The organism is Escherichia coli DSM 30083 = JCM 1649 = ATCC 11775, assembly GCF_003697165.2.
GTDB classification, from domain to species: domain Bacteria; phylum Pseudomonadota; class Gammaproteobacteria; order Enterobacterales; family Enterobacteriaceae; genus Escherichia; species Escherichia coli.
This window is the reverse complement of sequence record NZ_CP033092.2, coordinates 4,319,951-4,338,915: the sequence shown is the minus strand read 5'-3', so window position 1 is coordinate 4,338,915 and position 18,965 is coordinate 4,319,951. Positions and strand designations below refer to the sequence as shown.

The following is an 18,965-nucleotide window of genomic DNA, read 5'->3' as shown; positions in this document are numbered from 1 at the left end:
CGACCAAATTTGATGTCGTTAACCTAACATGGCGATTTTTTTAATGGACTGAGGATGTTTGTGCAGGTGAAGGATTATTTTGCGGTATTGTTTTGCCTTGAGCAAAAAAGTCCTTTTCTAGGAAATACCTAAAATCTGATACAGTCAAACTCAATATTTATTGTCAGAGAATGAATAAAAGCGGGGTGTTTTTTTGCCACTGCACTGCTTCAGGAATGTATTCACCCCTCATAAAGGCTTCAATGACTCTCCGCCATGGCAAACATGCCATAGGGGGAGATTTTCAGATAATGATAATAATGTTCGCCCACATCCGATTGTAAATGGATCAGAAAAATGGCCGCGTATTGCCCTGCTGAATGTGGATTACGTCACCTGTTTTGAATTGCCTTTCTGCTTACCCGGACACCACAACTGATTGCTGTGCTGCGTGAAGAATGGGACATCAGCCAGAAAAATGTGGTGTTCAACGATAAACGCTTTGGCTGCGTGTACAGCCTGAAGGCCAGTCTTTCCAGTGTGCCGGATACATACCGGTATCATCTGTCTCACCGTATTCGTCGCGTGGTTGGGAATGAAAACACATCATTGCCATATCAGCAGGTTGCCCGGGAAGTGAAAGCGCCCCGTGAACGGCTGAAGTATGCGCTGGAGGCGGGGTTACTGGTGACCGCACTGGACGGCCTGTTCTGGTCTGGCAGTCAGCGTATTGCGGCTGATGTCCTGAGACTAAGACAGAGCGGAATGCCGGTGGTGACAACGACCGTGGAGGTGCACGATAACCTGACGGGAACAACCCGCAAAATACCGGCATACCATCTCTGATACAACCATCAGGGGGAATATTGCTCTGGCAGCAGCAGTACGACATTCTTTATACTTTATCCCCGTGCCTGAAAACATGTGCTAAGGAAACGGGAATGGCAAGGTCCGATTACGATATTATCAATCTGTCTCTGGAACATGAACTGAATGAGTGGCTGGCAGAGAGAGGTTATGCCGGACTGGCGTATAACCGGAACCGGGTGGTAGAGGTGGTTACCCGCAAATTGCAGGACAGCTTTTATATCAACGTTTCCTGGGATGCGCTGAACACGGCATACAATGAACACCCGGAGTGGTTTTCAGGGTTTGTCTCCGGGGATGAGAATTAATAAGTGGATTATGCTGCCATCAGGCAGTGTGATTGCCGGCAGGGATTTCGTTTTATTCTGTTTCTTCCCGGGGGTCGGGTTTGAATTTTCCCAGAAAGTTGTACATCGGTCGCATACAGGGATGCGGATAACCCTCCCGCATAAAAACCACTCGGGTTTCTTCGACGCTGGTTACGGTGGCCAGTGCTCCATGATCGTCTTTGTATCGCTGATTGACTTTCGGTAATGGAACATCTTCTGACATAAATTTTAGTACGGTAACAGTTAACTAAATTTTCATGTGGTAGCACTGAATCAGGAGACTGCGTTTCCTGATGTGCGCTGTTAATTTTCTGTTTTTACGAAACATTTTCCCCTTCTTCCTGTGTATTTTATTGCGCTCCTCTTTTCATGTCCTTCCCATATCCTGAAACTCACTTAAATGCTGTTGAATCGTCACGCATTGCAATTTTCAATGACTGAAATCAAAAATTGCTATTTTTTAAGCTAACCAACTGTATTAAAAGCATTCAGTGGAATAATTTTCTGCACTTTTCCATTAATTATGGTTATAAATTTTGTAATGTGCTGTTTTTGCGATATTAGTCAGAATAAAGAACTGTTCATTTGTATTATATTGATCGATAAATCTGCCATATTGCTGTAGTTCAGATCATTATTCTATAATGATCAAAATTAAGTCAGCTAAAAATTGGCAGATTTATTACTCAGCATTCTGGTACCGGTTGATGTGGGTAAATACCGGAAAGGCGGTAGCGTGCCATTGCAAAAAATGGTGGGAGGTATCGTCAGGAGGCTGGTAATTGTTGGTATGGCATGAATAAAAGGTTTTTCGTTTGACTGGAAAATTATGTTGCAGGAACGTGAGGGCTGAGGAACAAAGCGTATTCCGGCGCTGTCCGTCCTTGCTGTCACTGACACTGATGTCTGCTTTATTATCGCCTTTATCTCTTCAGGCAGCGGATGTCCGGCGTAGCGGAGATGAAGCATTTATCATTCAGCAGCAGCGTCAGGAAGCCCTTGAGCAACAACTGATGCCTTCAGCCCCTGATGTTCGCCTTTCTGCACCTGGCTCTTTTGCACGTAAGATTAATTTTCCTGTTGAAACGCCCTGTTTTCAGATTAAACAGACGGAACTGGAGGGGGCTGATGCGTTACCACACTGGCTGCCTTTACAAAAAATCGCCAACGGGGCGGTCGGGCACTGTCTGGGGGCGAAAGGAATTAATCTGCTGATGAGTACATTGCAGAACCGTCTGGTCGATCATGGTTAACCCTTTCCGGTCAGCAGATAACGCGACTGACAGAATTACCCCCGGCATATAACCTGCAGCGCAGTGCGCAGTTGCTGCAGCAACTGATGGTACTTTTCCCCGACAATCCCCATGTTCAGGAAATGGTGGATAACTGGCAGAAGAGCGTAAGGAGTCGTGCGCTCCCGGAAGAGGCGATGACGGGCTGGAATGAAGGCATGACCCGCTTACAGCAGCTGGCTGAACGCCTGAACCGTCTGGATGAACAGCGGGGAAAATACATGACGGTCAGTGAACTGAGAACGGAGGTGTTTGGCATCATGCAGGCCTTTAACCGGCATATCCCGGCGGAAGAGCAGTTACGTCGCTATGATGAAGCCCGTAACCAGAATGGCAGTGAACAGCAGCAAAAACAGGCTGAAATGGCACTGAATCAGCTGATTAATCGTTATCAGGTGGAACACGCTGGCAAACCGGAGAGGCAGCCATGATGGCTGATAAAACATGGTAATGGAAAATAAACCCAAAAGAATGCGCACACCATGGGCAATCGAAGATATTCGCTACCTTGAAACGCATTATGGCGTGAAAAAAAACGCGAAATAGCGGCATATTGCCATGGGAGGGGATATGTCTGTCAGGCTGACTTGTTTTTCTCTTAAATAGCCTTTATTTAAATTAGCCTTGGTATGAAATTAGAATCTATTAATTTTTATCAAAGGAGATTGTGTGACAATAGCAAGAGATTCTGTTAGTGGTGAAATTGTTCATGGTCATGATCTTCGGGAAATGGATGATCTTTATATACGAACAACCACTTTTGAATGCCCGTATGACAAATGTAGGATACCCGCTACTCCATGTAGCTTCAAAGAAATAAATTTAAATCAATCATACTTTCGATATAAAGAGACTCATAGGCCGGGATGTAATATTCATGATCCTAAGAGTAAAAATAAGTGTAACTCAAAGAATAATAAAAAGCATAATTCACCACCGGCATTAGCTATATCTCTTCTGAAACTTGATGTGTCTGAAAGAAATTACGACTCTTCTGGCAGAAGAATTATCAAACAGACGCGAAATGATGAAAAAGATTTGGGAGGTAAAGTACACCCTGTGTCATCTTCAAGCATCAAACCGGTAGTAGACTACTACATTAATGGAGATAATCTCTATGAACCATTATCAATTCCCCCTTATGGAGTTAGAACTTATAAAGATACTTTTCAACTAATCATCTATAAAGAAGGAATTAGATATAATAAGCCAGCAATTTATTTTGGTAAAATTCAATCTAATATACGGCTGGAGATAAATTCGAATAGATATTACCTTACTTTTTTAGCCAGAAAGAAAGGTACCAAACAAGCATATAAACTTGAAATTGATGCTTCAGAATGGGATGAAAGTAAAAAGAGTTTTTTCTGTAGTGAGTATGAAAAACAAAGAGCAGAAGCAAATAAGTATTATAATGGACTAAAAGACAAGCGCAAAGCAACCAAATATCTTAATATTTTCTTTTTTGGTTTTCCTGATGAGTGCGATAGTTTTTTATTTAAGACTAGTTGTTTTAAATTGATTTATATCGTTTTCTTAGATGATTTTGATGTGACTTATAATGACAAAAACTACAGCATAGAAAAAGAACAGCTAATTAGAGATGAAATTAACAAAGAACATTTGACAGATCATCAAAATAGAATAAACCTTGCTGAGGTTGCTGAGGTTGCTGAGGTTGCTGAGGTTGCTGAGGTTGCTGAGGTTGCTGAGGTTGCTGAGGTTGCTGAGGTTGCTGAGGTTGCTGAGGTTGCTGAGGTTGCTGATTTTGACAAGAGCGAATTTAACCCTTCGGATTCTGATAGGAAAATATGGACTGGGATAAGAAAGCTTATTTCATTCTTTAAAAAATAGATCTATAGCAGTCATCATATTGGATTATTGGTGAAGTGGTACACTGAATTTGCCCACCTGAACAGAGTTGGTTTTATCAAACTTGTAGTTTACTCAATGACGTAAAAATTGGTGATGTAAAGGATATAAAAATGTGGTCAGACAAAGAGTCATCAGAAGACTACCTAAATTTTGGTGAAGTATCTCAGTTAGCCGTGGATGTACTTACCACGAAAGATATGTTACCAGTATCTATCGGAATTTTTGGAAACTGGGGGGCAGGTAAATCCTCTCTGTTAAAACTGATAGAGCAAAAACTTGAGCAAGACGACAAAGATTGGATTGTTATCAATTTTGACTCTTGGCTCTATCAGGGGTACGACGACACCCGTGCCGCACTTCTTGAAGTCATCGCTACAGAATTGACAAAAGCTGCTGAAGGTAATTCAGCCCTTATATCAAAAACTAAGAGACTCCTTAGTCGAGTTGATGGTTTTAGAGCTATGGGATTACTAGCTGAGGGTACAGCTTTAATGGCAGGATTACCTACTGGCGGTTTGCTTTCTAGGGGGATTGGTGCATTAAGAAATATCACCGATGGCATCCAGAGCCAGGAAGAGTATGAGGCTTTAGGCAATATAGCTAAAGAAGGTAAAGAAACTGCTTGTGGTTTGATTAAACCACAAACAAAAAAAAGCCCCCCTCAGCAGATTGATGCCTTTCGTAAGGAATATGGGGAAATTCTAGAAGAACTTGGAAAGCCACTCATTGTGGTAATAGATAACCTAGACCGCTGTCTCCCTGCCAATGCTATCCATACACTTGAAGCTATCAGGCTATTCCTTTTCTTGACTAATACAGCCTTTATTATTGCAGCAGATGAGGACATGATTCGCTCTTCTGTGGCTGATTACTTCAAAGGGGCATCACAGCGCCATCAAATAGATTATCTGGATAAGCTAATCCAGGTTCCTATTCGGGTGCCTAAGGCTGGGGTCCGTGAGATCCGTTCGTATCTGTTCATGCTTTATGCCATTGAACATGGCTTAGAAGGCGAAAAAATAACTATGCTCCGTGAGGGCTTAGAGAAGGCGTTACAGCAATCCTGGAAAGATGAACCAATCTCACGTCAGGAGGCCTTAAAAATGACTGGTGAAGCGGATGATAGCAACCTCGCGCTGGCGTTTGCGCGTGCTGACCGTATTGCTCCCATTTTAGCCAACTCTCCAATTATTCATGGTAATCCCAGGATCGTTAAACGCTTGTTGAATGTTGTGAAAATGCGATCTCAAATTGCGAAGCGACGAGCAATGCCTTTGGATGAAGCAATTATTACTAAGCTAGTAATTTTTGAACGCTGTGTTGGAGTGGATGGCACCGCTGATTTATATCATCTCGTGGATATTGAACAAGGTGTTCCCCAGATACTTAAACAGCTTGACGATAATGGCGGTCAAATACCTACTGATGCACCAAAGACATGGACTGATAGTCCAACGACTAAATCTTTCATCAGTCAATGGGCCCAACTTGAACCTCGTCTTGGTGGGATTGACTTAAGGGCCGCCATATATCTGTCCCGAGAAACTATGCCAATAGGTGCATATGTGGTTGGTTTATCGCCATCTGGACGGGAAGTACTAAATGCACTAATTGAATTGAAAAACACTAGTTCTCCTACAGCAGAAAACCTTTTGAAAGCACTTCCTCGTGAGGAGCAAATACCTGTAATGGAAGGTTTAATTAACCAGTTACGGCAGGTATCAGATTGGGATCGTAAGCCCAGAGGCTTTTCCGGTGCATGTCTGTTGGCCCGCTACTCAACAGATGCAGCCAGCATATTAATTCGTTATCTACAGGAATTACAGTTGGGGATGAAACGACCAGCGTGGATGACTGCAGCATTAAAAGATGAACAATGGAATAAGGACGCTTAATGGGAACATCACAATCAAGTAAAGGTCCAGGAGGTGGCTCTCCGCTGGTTCCACCATGGGCTGATGATCAGCCACAGCAACCGTTACCCTCGCCGCAAGAAAGGAGGTTTGCGCCATTTCGAGAATCGTTGGGAAATGCGGTATCAAATGGAAATCGAGCAGATTTCAGAAAAGCCATAGGGCACTACGCGCGAAAAGCCTCCGGAGGGAGCAGTAACGCTGCTCGGCGATTAGGGAGTGTCACGCAAGCTGGGGCCGAATTATTTGGGGCTTTAGTGGGAATGCCTTCGGCTCCCGGAGAACCAAGCATCGATTTGGGCAGTTTGGCAGGCCTTCCATGCGAAATAGCAATATCAACTATTGCTCAAGCTTTAACATCACAGGATGGTGACTCAGAAAAGATCTGTGCGGCCATGAACCATGCTTTAGTGGAGGCTCTTGATGGCGTAGAAATTTTCGATCCTCAAAAAATAACTGATGGTGTGATTGTTGACACAATGATTGGTTATCTAGCGGAAAGTATTTTCCTTCAGATGGTAATGGATTCTAATAGGGCATGGAACAAAGCAGATACACCTTCAAAGGCAATTCATGCAGAAATTGAACTCCGGGAATTGATTAAAGTTGTTGTTGATAAACATATGGCACCAAAACTTGCCGGTAACATAAGATCGTTCACACGAAACCAAATGGTAAAAATTGAACGTCAGGCCATTATTGAGGCCTGGCAAGAATGGGAGGCATACCAGTGACACAATTAGTTTTCCATCATAAACATCACCATTTGCCGCCAGCAAGTGAGAAAGTGTTACCTGTTCAGCTATATGGATTAAGTGGTCAGAGGCGCGGAGATATATCTGTTATCGGGAATCCTGCGATTGATCGGATCAGACGTTTGGGAGTACAGCTTCCAGCTAAGGTCATGGATTTTCTGAGTGTTGCATTAGCAGTAACTGCAGCAGATACTTTCGTTCAGCGTGAAAGTTCCGAGGATGGTTGGACCCGCCAATTGTCGTTACGACTCCCCCTTCATGAACCATCCAGATGGATTAGTCTAAAGAAAGAACTTGAGAGTGCTTTGCATTTTCTTAGTGGAGACATCTGGGATTTCGAATTTTGTGACGATGGTTATGCACCGCCAGAGCCTTATAGCCAGCATTCAAGGCATCGTCTGATTAAGCTAAAAGGGCTTGACTGTGTCAGCTTATTTTCAGGAGGTCTGGATTCAGCTATTGGTGCAATAGATCTTCTGGCTGCAGGGCGCGCTCCACTTTTGGTTAGTCATGCTTATAAGGGGGACAAGTCTCGTCAAGATCAGATCGCTGAAAAATTAAGTGGCCAATTTTCGCGCTTTGAGATTAATGCTGACCCACACATTTATCAAGGCGTGACTGATATTACGATGCGAACTCGTAGCCTCAATTTTCTTGCCTTTGCGGCCGTAGGTGCTTGTGCCGTACAAGAGATATCTCAACAAGAAAAGATTGATTTGTTCGTACCTGAAAATGGATTTATCTCATTAAATGCACCACTTACTCCACGGCGGATAGGTTCGCTGAGCACACGAACAACACATCCACATTTTATTACGAGCATACAAAAGATCTTTGATGCGCTCGGTATTTCTTGTCAAATAATCAATCCATATCAGTTTAAGACAAAAGGAAAAATGATCTCCGAATGTTCAAATAAGCAGCTCTTATCTAAAATTGTGGAAAGTACAGTATCCTGCAGTCATTGGAAACGAATGGGGCAGCAATGTGGGGTATGTATACCGTGTATCATTCGACGAGCATCACTTCATGCAGGGGGAATTAGTAGAGATGTTGAATATATTTTCCAGTCCTTAGCTAAAGTAATGAATGAAATAGATCGCAGGGACGACCTGATCGCCCTTAGGATTGCGATCACGCAGAAATCGACTTTGAAAATAGGTACATGGATTGCCAAAAGTGGCCCTTTGCCTACGGCAGAATTTGATAATTTCAAGCAAGTATTTAAGGATGGCCTAGATGAGGTTGAAAGCTATTTACTGAGTGAGAACATAGTATGAGCATCGATATGCACTGTCATCTAGACTTATATCCTCGGCCAGACCTCGTGGCTGAAGAAAGTAAGCGTCGAGGGACTTATATTCTGTCGGTGACAACAACACCTAAAGCATGGCATGGTACTTCTTTATTGGCTAAAGAAAGTCAACGAATCCGAACTGCTCTTGGGCTACATCCTCAAATCGCGCATCAAAGATCGCATGAGTTAGACCTGTTTGATTCATTGCTTTCGGAAACTAAGTATGTAGGGGAAATAGGGCTTGATGGTGGACAGGGATTTAAAGAACATTGGGATATTCAATTGAAAGTGTTCCGACACATTCTCAACAGTGTAAATCGGGCTGGTGGCAAGATTATGACTATCCATAGTCGGGGAAGTGCATCAGCGGTGCTTGATGAGATTGAAAATATCGATGGGGTGGCAATATTGCATTGGTTCACTGGAACACCTAAGCAGCTTGAAAGGGCAATTGATTTAGGATGCTGGTTCTCAGTGGGGCCTGCTATGCTCGATACAATAAAGGGTAAGGCCTTAGTTTTGAAAATACCCAAATCACGCATTCTTACAGAAACAGATGGGCCATTTGCTAAGTTTCGTAATGACCCACTAATGCCATGGGATAGTGGGATTGCAGAGAAACAGTTAGCCGCATTATGGGGGATTAGTCAGATGGAGGTTAATGCTCAGCTAGTTGATAATTTTAAGGTATTATGTACATCATAAGAATGAAAAACTTAGATATGCATTTACAGTTCAATTCATTTTTCGTCATCAGTTAATTACACATAAAATTAAAAGTAAGAATATATCTACCCTGTGAATGAGTAAGGCGGATTTATATAGTTTGTAATTAGTTTAAATGTAAGCAGTTCGTCAGAGTGCGTATTCCGCTCTATTCGATCACGGATTGGCCGTTATGACCCGATCTCGATGGAAGTTATTGGGTGATCCCCTTCCATGAAAATATGCACCGAAGCTCCCGCAGAGGTTTCCGTGGGCGAAGGCATGATTCTGTCCGAGAGCCGGATGTGTTAGAAGCGCATGTCCGCTTCGATGAGCGGGGTGTGGAAACAGGATTTATGGTCAGGACAGTAAGGCACCGCCAATCGAAAGAGGCGGCAACAGATATGCCTGACCTGTAAAATTACCGCGCCACATCTTGACTCTACCCGTTTTCCAAGCGCCCCCCCTTATAGAACGTACACTGGATGGTGATACCGGCTATACATCGCATATTTGACAGTCAGCTTGCTGAATTTTTCATTGGCTGCAGCATCAGGGCGTTTTCCAGATGACAGCTATAGTAAAAATGATCGCCAGACTGGCGAGAAAGCAGAGCGAAAGCGGGATTTTGTCCTTCAGTGTCAGGTTCAGCTCTTCTTCAACCCATGCTTTTTCAAATTCACAGTAAAATTTATAATGTGCGTACCAGTTACTTCCGAAGATCTGTTTGCTGATGACCGTGCCGTAAAACCGGGACATGATAGCGTCGATGGATTGTTGTGTACGCTGATAGTCAAAGTTTGCATCGCTTTTTACGTTGCGGTAGATGACTTCAAGTTCATTAAAAATTTTGGTCTGCTCAATCCCCGCACTTTCATAACTCTGCTTTTCCGAGTCATAAAACTGAATGTACATTGTAGCAACACCAAATATAATTAATATCGCGGAAATGACGTTTGTGGCCAGCTCAGGAATAAAAAGGGCGAACACACCGACAGCAAGAGAAATAAAGCTAATCCAACCGGATGCCTTACAAATCAGATCATAGGTGGCAAAGTTTTTCTTAGCGCCAAATCCAACGTTATAACCATGTCGGGCGATTAATTTCAGCATCTCTGATTGCGTCATAAAAACCTCAGCTTATGGGAACTTCAATCTGGGCCCGGGCAACCACAACCTCATTTTTTATCACATAGCATTCTACCATGTGATCTCCGCGGAAGTCGGTAGTTTCTTTCTTCGTACAGTAGCCGCCGTCCGAAACGATTTGTCCCCGGATCATATTTCTTCTGCGTGCTTCGTCACCCACGTTCAGTACCTTCCACATAACGGTGTAGGGTTCCTCTGCCTCCATTTCTGTCAAGTCTGCCCGGAAAAGGAGAGATTTTCGAGCGGAGAGGCGGAATCTTCTGATAAGCATCTCCCTCAGGCTTCTGGGAGGGAAACCATCCTGGGTTACGGTACAGTCAAGGTTGAGTGAGTACCTGATATCCACCGGATATTTATCCTCTATAAACTCTTCGGTATCGGTCCAGGGAACAGCATCTGCCGCATGCGATTCCAGACCAAGACGGGCTTCCATAATACCCACTTTACGTCTGGGGAAGGCTCGTCCGAACACTTTGCGCCAGCGGTCATTTTCACTGGCAGCCCCCTCAGCGTCTAAGGCATCACAACATAATTCATACGCGTGTTTCGCTGCCCGGCCAAACCAGGGAGATTTAACACGTACATGCTGATTACTGCCTAACGCGAGATACCTTTCCTTTCTCTCCTCATTTGACAGATATTCAAAAAAGTCTCTGGCGAGGGCTCCCAGGCTGCCATTTCCGGTATTGTCATAATCTGATGTTGATGAAAGAAAGCGATACGCTAGTGTGTCTATCAGTAAGCCACCCATATTGACGCCATGCAGGTTCTTCCAGGCTCTGATCATTTTACACAGCTTGCGCAGATTATTGGATTTATCTCGCGAAAATGCGGTCATGGCCGCCTTTTCGTGAAGAGGTTTTGTAATGCGCCATGCTCCTCCATTATAGCTTTCAGGGAATTTAAAGCTGTCATCATCCTGTCTGAATACAGGTTGAACCTCGACATAAAAGTTTTTAAAGATGATCTGAACAACCAGTCTGTCCTTTTTCACAGTCTGGTCAGGATATTCTTCCGCCAGAATGTTTCTGACATCTGTAAGCAATGCAGACTGACCATTATCCTTACGGTTATAATATTCATACTGATTGGGGGGCATAATATAAAGCATATCCAGATCGGATATGCCTTTTATTGCGGTATGTCTGCCTACTGACCCCACTTTCAAGCGGTTTGCTACCCGGGAACTCGTTCCTCTGAACGCAAGATTTAATGACTTGGTTATTTTTCGATAGTGATAGCTGATCTTTTTTGCCTGTTTGAGGTCAAGATTCAAATTTTCAAGAAATTCGCTGAACAATTCCCTGTGGCTCATGGTGTTTCCTTTGGCATGTGAAACATTAGCTTACATTATCATTACACCTTATAAAAACCAAGATCTTGGGAGGTGAGCGTTCTGCATGGCTTTATGACTTAAACGTAAGCGTTAACGGAGTGCCGTATTGACGCTTATTTATTGGTGAGTACTACGTTCCATGGCAGGAGTTCGTCAACTCGGTTGGAAGGCCATTCCGGCAGTACGCTCAGGATATGGCTCAGATACGCTTCCGGATCGATATCGTTCAGTCGGCAGGTGCCGATCAGCCCGTACAACAGTGCTCCTCGCTCGCCGCCGTGATCGCTGCCGAAGAACATAATGAATCGCCACGGATAATCTAGACACTTCCGAGCCGTTGATAATACTGGTTTTCATATTCTGTCGGTGACATCTGTTCGCTAGAACCATGCCGACGCTTACTGTTATAAAACATTTCGATGTAATCAAAAATATCACTGCGGGCTTCTTCCCGCATTCCGTAGATCTTTTTCTTTATCCGTTCACGTTTCAACAACTGGAAAAAACTTTCTGCAACCGCATTATCATGGCAGTTACCGCGACGGCTCATGCTACCCTCCAGGCCGTGTGATTTCAGGAACGACTGCCACTCATGGCTTGTGTACTGACTGCCCTGATCCGAATGAACCAGCACCTGTTTTTCGGGATTACGCCGCCATACAGCCATCAGCAGTGCGTTCAGGACAATGTCCTTTGTCATCCGGGATTGCATGGACCAGCCGATAATTTTGCGTGAGAACAGATCAACAACAACGGCAAGATACAGCCAGCCTTCGTGGGTCCTGATGTAGGTTATGTCCGTTACCCAACGCTCATCAGGAGCATCCGGATTGAACTGTCGCTGGAGCCTGTTGGGTGACATGATACTGGCCTCGCCTTTACGTGCCCGCGGGCTTCGGTATCCGACCTGAGCCTTTATTCCGACACGTTTCATCAGTCTCCAGACTCTGTTTACTCCGCACTGTTGCCCGCTGTCACGCAGATCCAGATGGATTTTGCGATAACCATAGACGCATCCCGATTCCAGCCAGAACTGTTTAATCTGTCCTGTCAGTCTCAGGTCTGCCTGATGGCGTTGTGAATGCGGCTGCTGAAGCCAGGCGTAAAAACCACTGGGATGAACATCCAGCACCCGACAGAGCAGGCGAACAGGCCAGCAACAGGTGTTGTCACGGATAAAGGCGTACCTCAGTCGGACAGCTTTGCGAAGTACGCCGCCTTTTTTAATATTTCATTCTCCATTTCAATGCGTTGTAGCTTTTTCCTCAGCTTACGTATTTCGATTTGTTCTGGTGTTATCGGAGAGGCTTTTGGTGTTTTGCCCTGACGCTCATCACGCAGTTGTTTGACCCATCTTGTCATTGTGGAAAGGCCAACATCCATAGCTTTGGCGGCATCTGCCACCGTGTATTTCTGGTCAACAACCAGTTGAGCGGATTCGCGTTTAAACTCTGCGCTAAAATTTCTTTTTTTCATTGGAGCACCTGTGTTGTTCTGAGGTGAGCATATCACCTCTGTTCAGGTGGCCAAATTCAGTGTGCCACTTCAAGCCGGGAGCGGCGTCAGCCAGTCTCCCTTTACCCGCGCTTTTTCGGAAAGCCCACCCCAATGTTTTTCTCCTACACCCCAGCCGGTCAGCAGGACCTTATCCCCGGTCTGATATTCAGGATGTGAGCTGGCGGACACTGTACCGGCAAAATCAATGCCTGGCACCATTGGAAAGTGCCGGACGATAGGCCCGCGGCCCGTAATAGCCAGTGCGTCTTTGTAGTTGATAGATGAACAGTCGACATTGACCTCCACATCCCCCTGTGGCAGCTCGCTTTCAGCGATTTCAGCAATTTGGGCACTGTGGCGACCATACATCTTACTGATTAATAAGGATTTAAACATTTTTTTCTCGTCTTTCTGGTTTGATGTCATTGAGCTATAAAGTAGTCAATAAACAATATTGACCGATCGTCTAATAATCAACGCTGATATCCCAGTGTTTGTCAGAAAACAAGAATTGCTTTTCTTTTCATCAGGTTAAATCTATCTTTTTTGATTTATATCAAACCAGATTCGGTCTTCAATTATATAGGCATCAATGTTAGCGGTCCTACAAGATACGCAGTCGATGCTTCAGGGCGTACTGATGAAATAAAACAAGTAGGCTGAGATTAGTTGGTCTGCTCATCGCTCACAGCGGACCTTCAGCTTCGTTAGCCAAGCGCTGACATAGTTACCGATGTAGCGTGTTAATCTGTCGGGAGCATAGCCGAAATCACTTAACCCATTAGACTTCACCTAAAACTGCAAAAATTACCGTCTTTGTCACACTCACCGAGTTTAATCAAACTAACACTGTACATAGTGCGAACAAGAGCCAACCAGAAAGACTGTTCAGCATCAACAGTGAAGTTTTTCCCCGCTACTTCCCCGCAATTCTTCCGCAGTTTTCCCACTAGAGAGTTCGACACATCCCTTGCATACCAACGCTTTGATTCAAATCTCGGTAGTGCATCCAATTAGTAGAATATGTGTTTTTCGATAAATGCTCCGATCACTTTTTCGTGGATCTCAACTGAGCGTGAGAAGCAGATTGTTTACGAGCCAACCGCTTAATGTGGGTGCGTAGCGTCAGATTATTACGCTCAATGCGTTGGGTGAATATTTTGCCGGTCAGATGCTTATTCTTCGGCACCACCCGGCCATAGCTGTCCCAGTCATCGCTGGTGAGCATGCCGATGTTGAAGGGTGTAAGCAGTGCCAGTAGCTCCCGGCACGTTTGATCGGTTCGGGGACCAAAAGTGTAGGCCAGTACACCGCCTGTTTTGGTGTTGTACGCGTACCAGAGCCAGTGTAGCCGGGCTTTACTGCCAACGTAGCTCCATTGCTCATCAAGCTCGCAGATAAGCGCCACATCAGCATGGGCAACAGGCGAAGAAGTTATTTGCGTTGGTGCGAGTTTTTTAAAGTCCGGATGATGGTGTTAATACCAATTTTCAGTGTCCTGGCGGTATCGCGAACCCCGGCACCATTAAAGGCCATTTCAGTGATCATCTCTTTCATACCCGGCTTACGTGCTTGATAAGTATAAGTGAGCTGAAACACACGGTGGCAGTCACGGCAGCGAAATCTGTCACGGCCTTTAGGGTTCTGACCATGGCGGTAAACCTGAGCTGACTGACAACGGGGACAATGAATATTAACGCTGGCCATGAGATAACCTCAAAAGCCCGTATTATACATCAGATTCAACCAATTAGAGGCATCACCCTTTCCTACATTCGTAGGACTTTGATTACATATAGCAAGGGTTAATTCTTATATACATAGAATAAATTAGGAATATAATGAATTTTATCGTGACGACCTTATTTATAATTAATTTATATTGTCAGAGAAATTAGTGTCCACAACATGAAGCCTTACAAAGAGATTCTATGATTTAAAAAAAATAAGAGCCAGCTTATGCATATCGATTCGACTGAAAAAAATAATAAACAAAAGTTGGGCTTGCTTGCGCTAACATCCATTGTCGTGAGCTCGATGATCGGCAGCGGCGTTGACGGACTCCCCCAGAATATGGCGGAGAATTCTGCCGTGGGCCCGGTGGCGATAGCATGGATAGTCTGTGGTATCGGCATGTTTTTCATCTCCAGAACTTTTATCGTGCTGTCAAACATTAGACCTGATCTCCAGTCAGGAGTTTATATGTATGCCCGGGAAGGGTTCGGCCGATTTACGGCATTTAACGTCGCCTGGGGCTACTGGCTGATGACTATATTCAGCAACGTCGCCTTTGCCATTATGGTGATGGATACGCTGAATTATTTCTTACCAGGTGATTTCAAGGGAGGGAACAATATTCCTTCCGTTATCGGTGCCTCTTTGCTGATATGGGGATTCAACTTTTTAGTCCTCTCCGGTACCCGCATTGCCGGGTCGATTAACATCGTCGGCACGCTGGCCAAACTGATCCCGCTGGTGGCCTTTATTATTATTCTCATGCTGTTTATGAAGTACACCACGTTCGCAGATAACGTCTGGGGGCACAGCGCGAGTAAGGCCAGTCAGGACCTAGGCTCTATTTTCTCACAGGTAACTTCACCGCTTAGCGTGGCACTCTGGAGCTTCATCGGCGTTGAGGGGGCTGTCGCTCTTTCCGGTCGGGCCAAAAATAAACGCGACGTGGGTAAAGCCACATTCATTGGCTTCGTTGTATCACTGATTATCTGTCTGCTGGTCTCCATCCTGCCGTTTGGCGTGCTGACTCAACATGAGCTCAGCGCAATTCCAACCCCATCCACCGCCGGTATTCTGAAGATTGTTGTCGGTGAATGGGGGAAGATTATGATTATCTTGGGGGTGCTGATTTCGGTGCTTACCAGCTGGCTGGCGTGGACCATCATCTGCGCCGAACTGCCTATGGTGGCCGCGCAGAACGGCACATTCCCGAAACCGTTCAGCAAAAAAAATGTGAAGGGTTCGGCCTCGGTTTCGCTTTATATAAGCAGTGCGTTTATGCAAATCGTCGTACTTCTGGTCTACTTTTCTAACGATGCCTGGCTTGCAATGCTGGCTATCTCTACCCTGACCGTTTTACCTGCGTATTTAATGACCACGGCATACCTGTTTAAACTATGTATTAGCGGCGAGTATGCCAGCTATACCACGAATCACAGCCGCAGCGCCGCGCTGGTCAGCAGTATTATCGGCTTTGTATTCTGCCTGTTTATGTTCTACGCCAGTGAAATCAAATATCTGGCGATGGTTCCGGTGCTGCTTACGCTGGGCGTGCCCCTGTTTATCTGGGCAAGAAAAAAAGACGATCGCGCAGATAAAATATTTACGCTACGCGAACTGGCATTTTTTATTTTACTGCTGGTCCTCGACATCATTGTTTTTATTCTACTGCATTATAAAACGATACATTTTTAGTCCAGATTAATTCACAGCAAGTTAAGGTGACGATAATGTCTGTTTCTTGGGCATGACATCCTCACAGTTAAATACTATCTGAACAGTAACCGTGGAGACACCTAATGAAATTTAACCACAATCTTTTATTTATTTCCTCACAATATCTTGATGGCGACAACCCTTCGCAGCAGGTACTGGAAGAGCTTCAAACCGAACTCGCGGAACGCGGTTTTAAAATTCATATCACGCACCAGATCTCTGATGGATTAAAAATCATCGAAAAAAGCCCCCAATACAGCGGGATTGGTTTTTACTGGGAGCCAGACAATCCGACCTTTGCAGAAGAGCTACAGCACTTTATCAGCATATTCCGCAAAAGAAATGCCACGACGCCGCTGATAATTTTCTCAGAACAGAATATTACCGATCGTATCCCACTCGACGTCTTAAAAGAGGTCAGCGAATATGTTTATCTGTTCTCTGAATCCGCAGCCTTCACTGCCAATCGACTGTACTCCTTAGTCCACCGCTATGCGGATAAGCTTCTTCCTCCCTACTTTAAAACCCTTAAGGACTTTACCGAGGACGGTGACTATTACTGGGACTGCCCGGGGCATATGGGGGGAATGGCCTATCTGAAACATCCTGTTGGCATTGAGTTCATTAACTTCTTTGGCGAAAACATGATGCGCGCTGATATTGGCGTGGCTACCGCGGAGATGGGGGATTATCTGATCCACGCCGGACCGCCTAAAAAATCGGAAGAAATTGCGGCCCGACTGTTTGGCTCTGATTGGACCTTCTACGGTGTTTCCGGCTCATCGGGGTCGAACCGTATTGTGGCCCAGGCTGCGGTTGGCGCAGATGAAATTGCCATTATTGACCGAAATTGCCACAAGTCACTTAATCATGGCCTGACCTTGTCTCAGGCAAGGCCGGTTTACCTGAAACCTACCCGCAACGCGTGGGGGCTGATTGGGCCTATCCCGACCGGGCGCCTGAAGAAGGCCAGTATTGATGCGCTGGTGGCAAACAGCCGACTGGCATCTGGTGCGGTCAGCCAGTCCCCGTCCTACGCCGTGGTAACCAACTGCACCTATGATGGCTTCTGTTATAACGTGAACGATGTAGTCAGACACCTGGGTGAAAGCGCACCGCGCATCCATTTTGATGAAGCATGGTATGCCTATGCGCGTTTCCATCCGCTATACCAGAGTCGCTATGCAATGGACGCGGAGGAAACGCCAAATCGTCCAACCCTATTCGCCGTACAGTCCACCCATAAAATGCTGCCCTCACTCTCCATGGCCTCAATGATTCATGTGAAGAAAAGCGATCGCGCGCCGCTTAATTTCGATGACTTTAACGATGCCTTTATGATGCACGGCACGACCTCACCCTACTACCCGATCATTGCATCAATTGATGTGGCAGTAAGCATGATGGAGGGTGAATCCGGTTATTCGCTTGTGCAGGAGTCAATTGAAGAAGCGATTGCCTTCCGTAAAGCCGTGGTCAGCGTCAAGCGCCAGCTCCAGGAGCAGGAAGGTGGTGACGCCTGGTTCTTCGATGTGCTTCAGCCAACCGAAGTGCAGGACAGCGATTCTGGGCAGCGATACAGTTTTGAAGAGGCACCCGTATCGCTGCTGAGCCACAGCGCCGACTGCTGGTCGCTGCGCTCCGGTGAGCGCTGGCACGGTTTTGCCGATGATGATCTGGTCGAAACCAACAGTATGCTCGATCCAGTAAAAGTGACCCTGACTTGTCCAGGGATCGGCCCGAAGGGAGAATACCAGAAAAACGGTATTCCGGGATATTTGCTGACCCGTTTTCTCGATGACCGTCGCATTGAAATTGCCCGTACTGGTGACTACACCGTGCTGATCCTGTTCTCCGTCGGCATCACCAAAGGCAAATGGGGAACTCTGATTGAAAGCCTGCTGGCCTTTAAAAAGCATTACGACAATGACGATCTGGCCACAGATGCTATCCCGTCGCTGAAAGCGCATTCTCCACACTACGACACGCTAACCCTCAAGGAGCTATGTCAGATAATGCATGAAAAAATGGATGAGCTGGAGCTGATGTCGCATATCAACGACGCGGTAAACACCGATCCGGAACCAGTTATGACCCCGGCAGAAGCCTATCAGAAAGTCGTACGCTACAAAACCGAGCATATCCGGCTGGATGATTTTAGCGGCAGAATTGCCGCCAGCATGCTCGTCCCATATCCCCCAGGCATTCCTGTACTGATGCCGGGCGAACGGATGCCGCAAGGTAACAAGGGCATTATTGGCTATCTGCGCGCCCTGCAGGAATTCGATAAGCAATTCCCAGGTTTTGAACATGAGATCCAGGGCGTTAACGTCGATGAAAACGGGGACTTCTGGGTCAGAGCGATTGTGGAAGAAGAACGCGATGGGCAGTCGCTACCCGGCCACATAACCTTTAAACGCCAGGTCTCTGGTATTAAAAAGGGCCGCCAGTAGGCGGGGGAAAGAACAATACCGTCGGATCGCCTGCAATCCGACGGCAATATTATAGAATAGCTGAGGGA

The 18,965-nt window shown here is 45.6% G+C and carries 12 protein-coding genes and 6 pseudogenes; 11 read left to right on the top strand and 7 right to left on the bottom strand.

The window, feature by feature from the left end; genetic code table 11:
- Window positions 1-325: 325 nt before the first annotated feature.
- Window positions 326-825 (top strand): annotated as a pseudogene (locus EAS44_RS22355) (DNA-binding protein); the annotation flags it as partial.
- Window positions 826-920: 95 nt separating this feature from the next.
- Window positions 921-1,154, top strand: a complete 234-nt coding sequence (locus EAS44_RS22350; protein WP_000124175.1) for a hypothetical protein — start codon at window positions 921-923, stop codon at window positions 1,152-1,154.
- Window positions 1,155-1,206: 52 nt separating this feature from the next.
- On the opposite strand, the gene EAS44_RS22345 is transcribed toward EAS44_RS22350, so the two are convergent.
- Window positions 1,207-1,398, bottom strand: coding sequence for a DUF4222 domain-containing protein (locus tag EAS44_RS22345; RefSeq protein WP_001287878.1), 192 nt, complete (start codon window positions 1,396-1,398; stop codon window positions 1,207-1,209).
- A gap of 679 nt (window positions 1,399-2,077) precedes the next feature.
- On the opposite strand from EAS44_RS22345, the pseudogene EAS44_RS22340 reads away from it, so the two are divergent.
- From EAS44_RS22340 to qatD, 7 genes and pseudogenes are all read left to right on the top strand, one after another.
- A pseudogene (locus EAS44_RS22340) lies at window positions 2,078-2,425 on the top strand (POTRA domain-containing protein); the annotation flags it as partial.
- Window positions 2,422-2,898, top strand: a pseudogene (locus EAS44_RS22335) (VasL domain-containing protein); the annotation flags it as partial. The pseudogenes EAS44_RS22340 and EAS44_RS22335, both read left to right, overlap by 4 nt.
- A 238-nt stretch (window positions 2,899-3,136) precedes the next feature.
- On the top strand, window positions 3,137-4,321 hold the full coding sequence (locus EAS44_RS25185) for a hypothetical protein (RefSeq protein WP_000150690.1): 1,185 nt from the start codon (window positions 3,137-3,139) through the stop codon (window positions 4,319-4,321).
- 131 nt (window positions 4,322-4,452) lie between these two features.
- A complete protein-coding gene (locus EAS44_RS22325; protein ID WP_000269403.1) occupies window positions 4,453-6,237 on the top strand; it encodes a P-loop NTPase fold protein in 1,785 nt (594 codons plus the stop codon).
- A complete protein-coding gene (locus EAS44_RS22320) occupies window positions 6,237-6,989 on the top strand; it encodes a hypothetical protein (protein ID WP_000537317.1) in 753 nt (250 codons plus the stop codon). The genes EAS44_RS22325 and EAS44_RS22320 overlap by 1 nt, the downstream gene beginning before the upstream one ends.
- On the top strand, window positions 6,971-8,290 hold the full coding sequence (qatC, locus tag EAS44_RS22315; protein ID WP_000508958.1) for a Qat anti-phage system QueC-like protein QatC: 1,320 nt from the start codon (window positions 6,971-6,973) through the stop codon (window positions 8,288-8,290). The genes EAS44_RS22320 and qatC overlap by 19 nt, the downstream gene beginning before the upstream one ends.
- Window positions 8,287-9,012, top strand: a complete 726-nt coding sequence (gene qatD, locus EAS44_RS22310; protein ID WP_000020778.1) for a Qat anti-phage system TatD family nuclease QatD — start codon at window positions 8,287-8,289, stop codon at window positions 9,010-9,012. The genes qatC and qatD overlap by 4 nt, the downstream gene beginning before the upstream one ends.
- A 552-nt stretch (window positions 9,013-9,564) precedes the next feature.
- On the opposite strand, the gene EAS44_RS22300 is transcribed toward qatD, so the two are convergent.
- The 6 genes and pseudogenes from EAS44_RS22300 to EAS44_RS22270 form a co-directional block, all read right to left on the bottom strand.
- Window positions 9,565-10,140 (bottom strand): SLATT domain-containing protein, encoded by a 576-nt coding sequence (locus tag EAS44_RS22300; protein WP_000194395.1) that lies wholly within the window; start codon window positions 10,138-10,140, stop codon window positions 9,565-9,567.
- Between the two features lie 7 nt (window positions 10,141-10,147).
- On the bottom strand, window positions 10,148-11,476 hold the full coding sequence (locus EAS44_RS22295; protein WP_000019624.1) for a nucleotide-binding domain-containing protein: 1,329 nt from the start codon (window positions 11,474-11,476) through the stop codon (window positions 10,148-10,150).
- Between the two features lie 134 nt (window positions 11,477-11,610).
- Window positions 11,611-11,796, bottom strand: a pseudogene (locus EAS44_RS22290) (transposase domain-containing protein); the annotation flags it as partial.
- A 20-nt stretch (window positions 11,797-11,816) separates the two neighbouring features.
- A protein-coding gene (locus tag EAS44_RS22285; protein WP_371415536.1) for an IS3 family transposase occupies window positions 11,817-12,973 on the bottom strand; the annotation gives its coding sequence in 2 pieces (ribosomal slippage) (window positions 11,817-12,715 and window positions 12,715-12,973; 1,158 coding nt in all).
- A 72-nt stretch (window positions 12,974-13,045) separates the two neighbouring features.
- Window positions 13,046-13,390, bottom strand: a pseudogene (locus EAS44_RS22280) (alcohol dehydrogenase catalytic domain-containing protein); the annotation flags it as partial.
- Between the two features lie 617 nt (window positions 13,391-14,007).
- Window positions 14,008-14,701, bottom strand: a pseudogene (locus EAS44_RS22270) (IS1 family transposase).
- 252 nt (window positions 14,702-14,953) lie between these two features.
- On the opposite strand from EAS44_RS22270, the gene EAS44_RS22265 reads away from it, so the two are divergent.
- Both EAS44_RS22265 and EAS44_RS22260 read left to right on the top strand, forming a co-directional pair.
- On the top strand, window positions 14,954-16,423 hold the full coding sequence (locus EAS44_RS22265) for a basic amino acid/polyamine antiporter (RefSeq protein ID WP_001331566.1): 1,470 nt from the start codon (window positions 14,954-14,956) through the stop codon (window positions 16,421-16,423).
- 104 nt (window positions 16,424-16,527) lie between these two features.
- Complete coding sequence (locus EAS44_RS22260) at window positions 16,528-18,897, top strand: Orn/Lys/Arg decarboxylase N-terminal domain-containing protein (protein WP_000671170.1); 2,370 nt, start codon at window positions 16,528-16,530, stop codon at window positions 18,895-18,897.
- The last annotated feature ends 68 nt before the right edge of the window (window positions 18,898-18,965 follow it).

What these genes read in the sequence shown, in the direction of transcription:
- EAS44_RS22350 (WP_000124175.1), top strand. Translation starts at nt 921, where the DNA reads ATGGCAAGGTCCGATTACGATATTATCAATCTGTCTCTGGAACATGAA.
- EAS44_RS22345 (WP_001287878.1), bottom strand. Translation starts at nt 1,398, where the DNA reads ATGTCAGAAGATGTTCCATTACCGAAAGTCAATCAGCGATACAAAGAC.
- qatC (WP_000508958.1), top strand. Translation starts at nt 6,971, where the DNA reads ATGGGAGGCATACCAGTGACACAATTAGTTTTCCATCATAAACATCAC.
- EAS44_RS22325 (WP_000269403.1), top strand. Translation starts at nt 4,453, where the DNA reads ATGTGGTCAGACAAAGAGTCATCAGAAGACTACCTAAATTTTGGTGAA.
- EAS44_RS22260 (WP_000671170.1), top strand. Translation starts at nt 16,528, where the DNA reads ATGAAATTTAACCACAATCTTTTATTTATTTCCTCACAATATCTTGAT.
- EAS44_RS22300 (WP_000194395.1), bottom strand. Translation starts at nt 10,140, where the DNA reads ATGACGCAATCAGAGATGCTGAAATTAATCGCCCGACATGGTTATAAC.
- qatD (WP_000020778.1), top strand. Translation starts at nt 8,287, where the DNA reads ATGAGCATCGATATGCACTGTCATCTAGACTTATATCCTCGGCCAGAC.
- EAS44_RS22320 (WP_000537317.1), top strand. Translation starts at nt 6,237, where the DNA reads ATGGGAACATCACAATCAAGTAAAGGTCCAGGAGGTGGCTCTCCGCTG.
- EAS44_RS22295 (WP_000019624.1), bottom strand. Translation starts at nt 11,476, where the DNA reads ATGAGCCACAGGGAATTGTTCAGCGAATTTCTTGAAAATTTGAATCTT.
- EAS44_RS22265 (WP_001331566.1), top strand. Translation starts at nt 14,954, where the DNA reads ATGCATATCGATTCGACTGAAAAAAATAATAAACAAAAGTTGGGCTTG.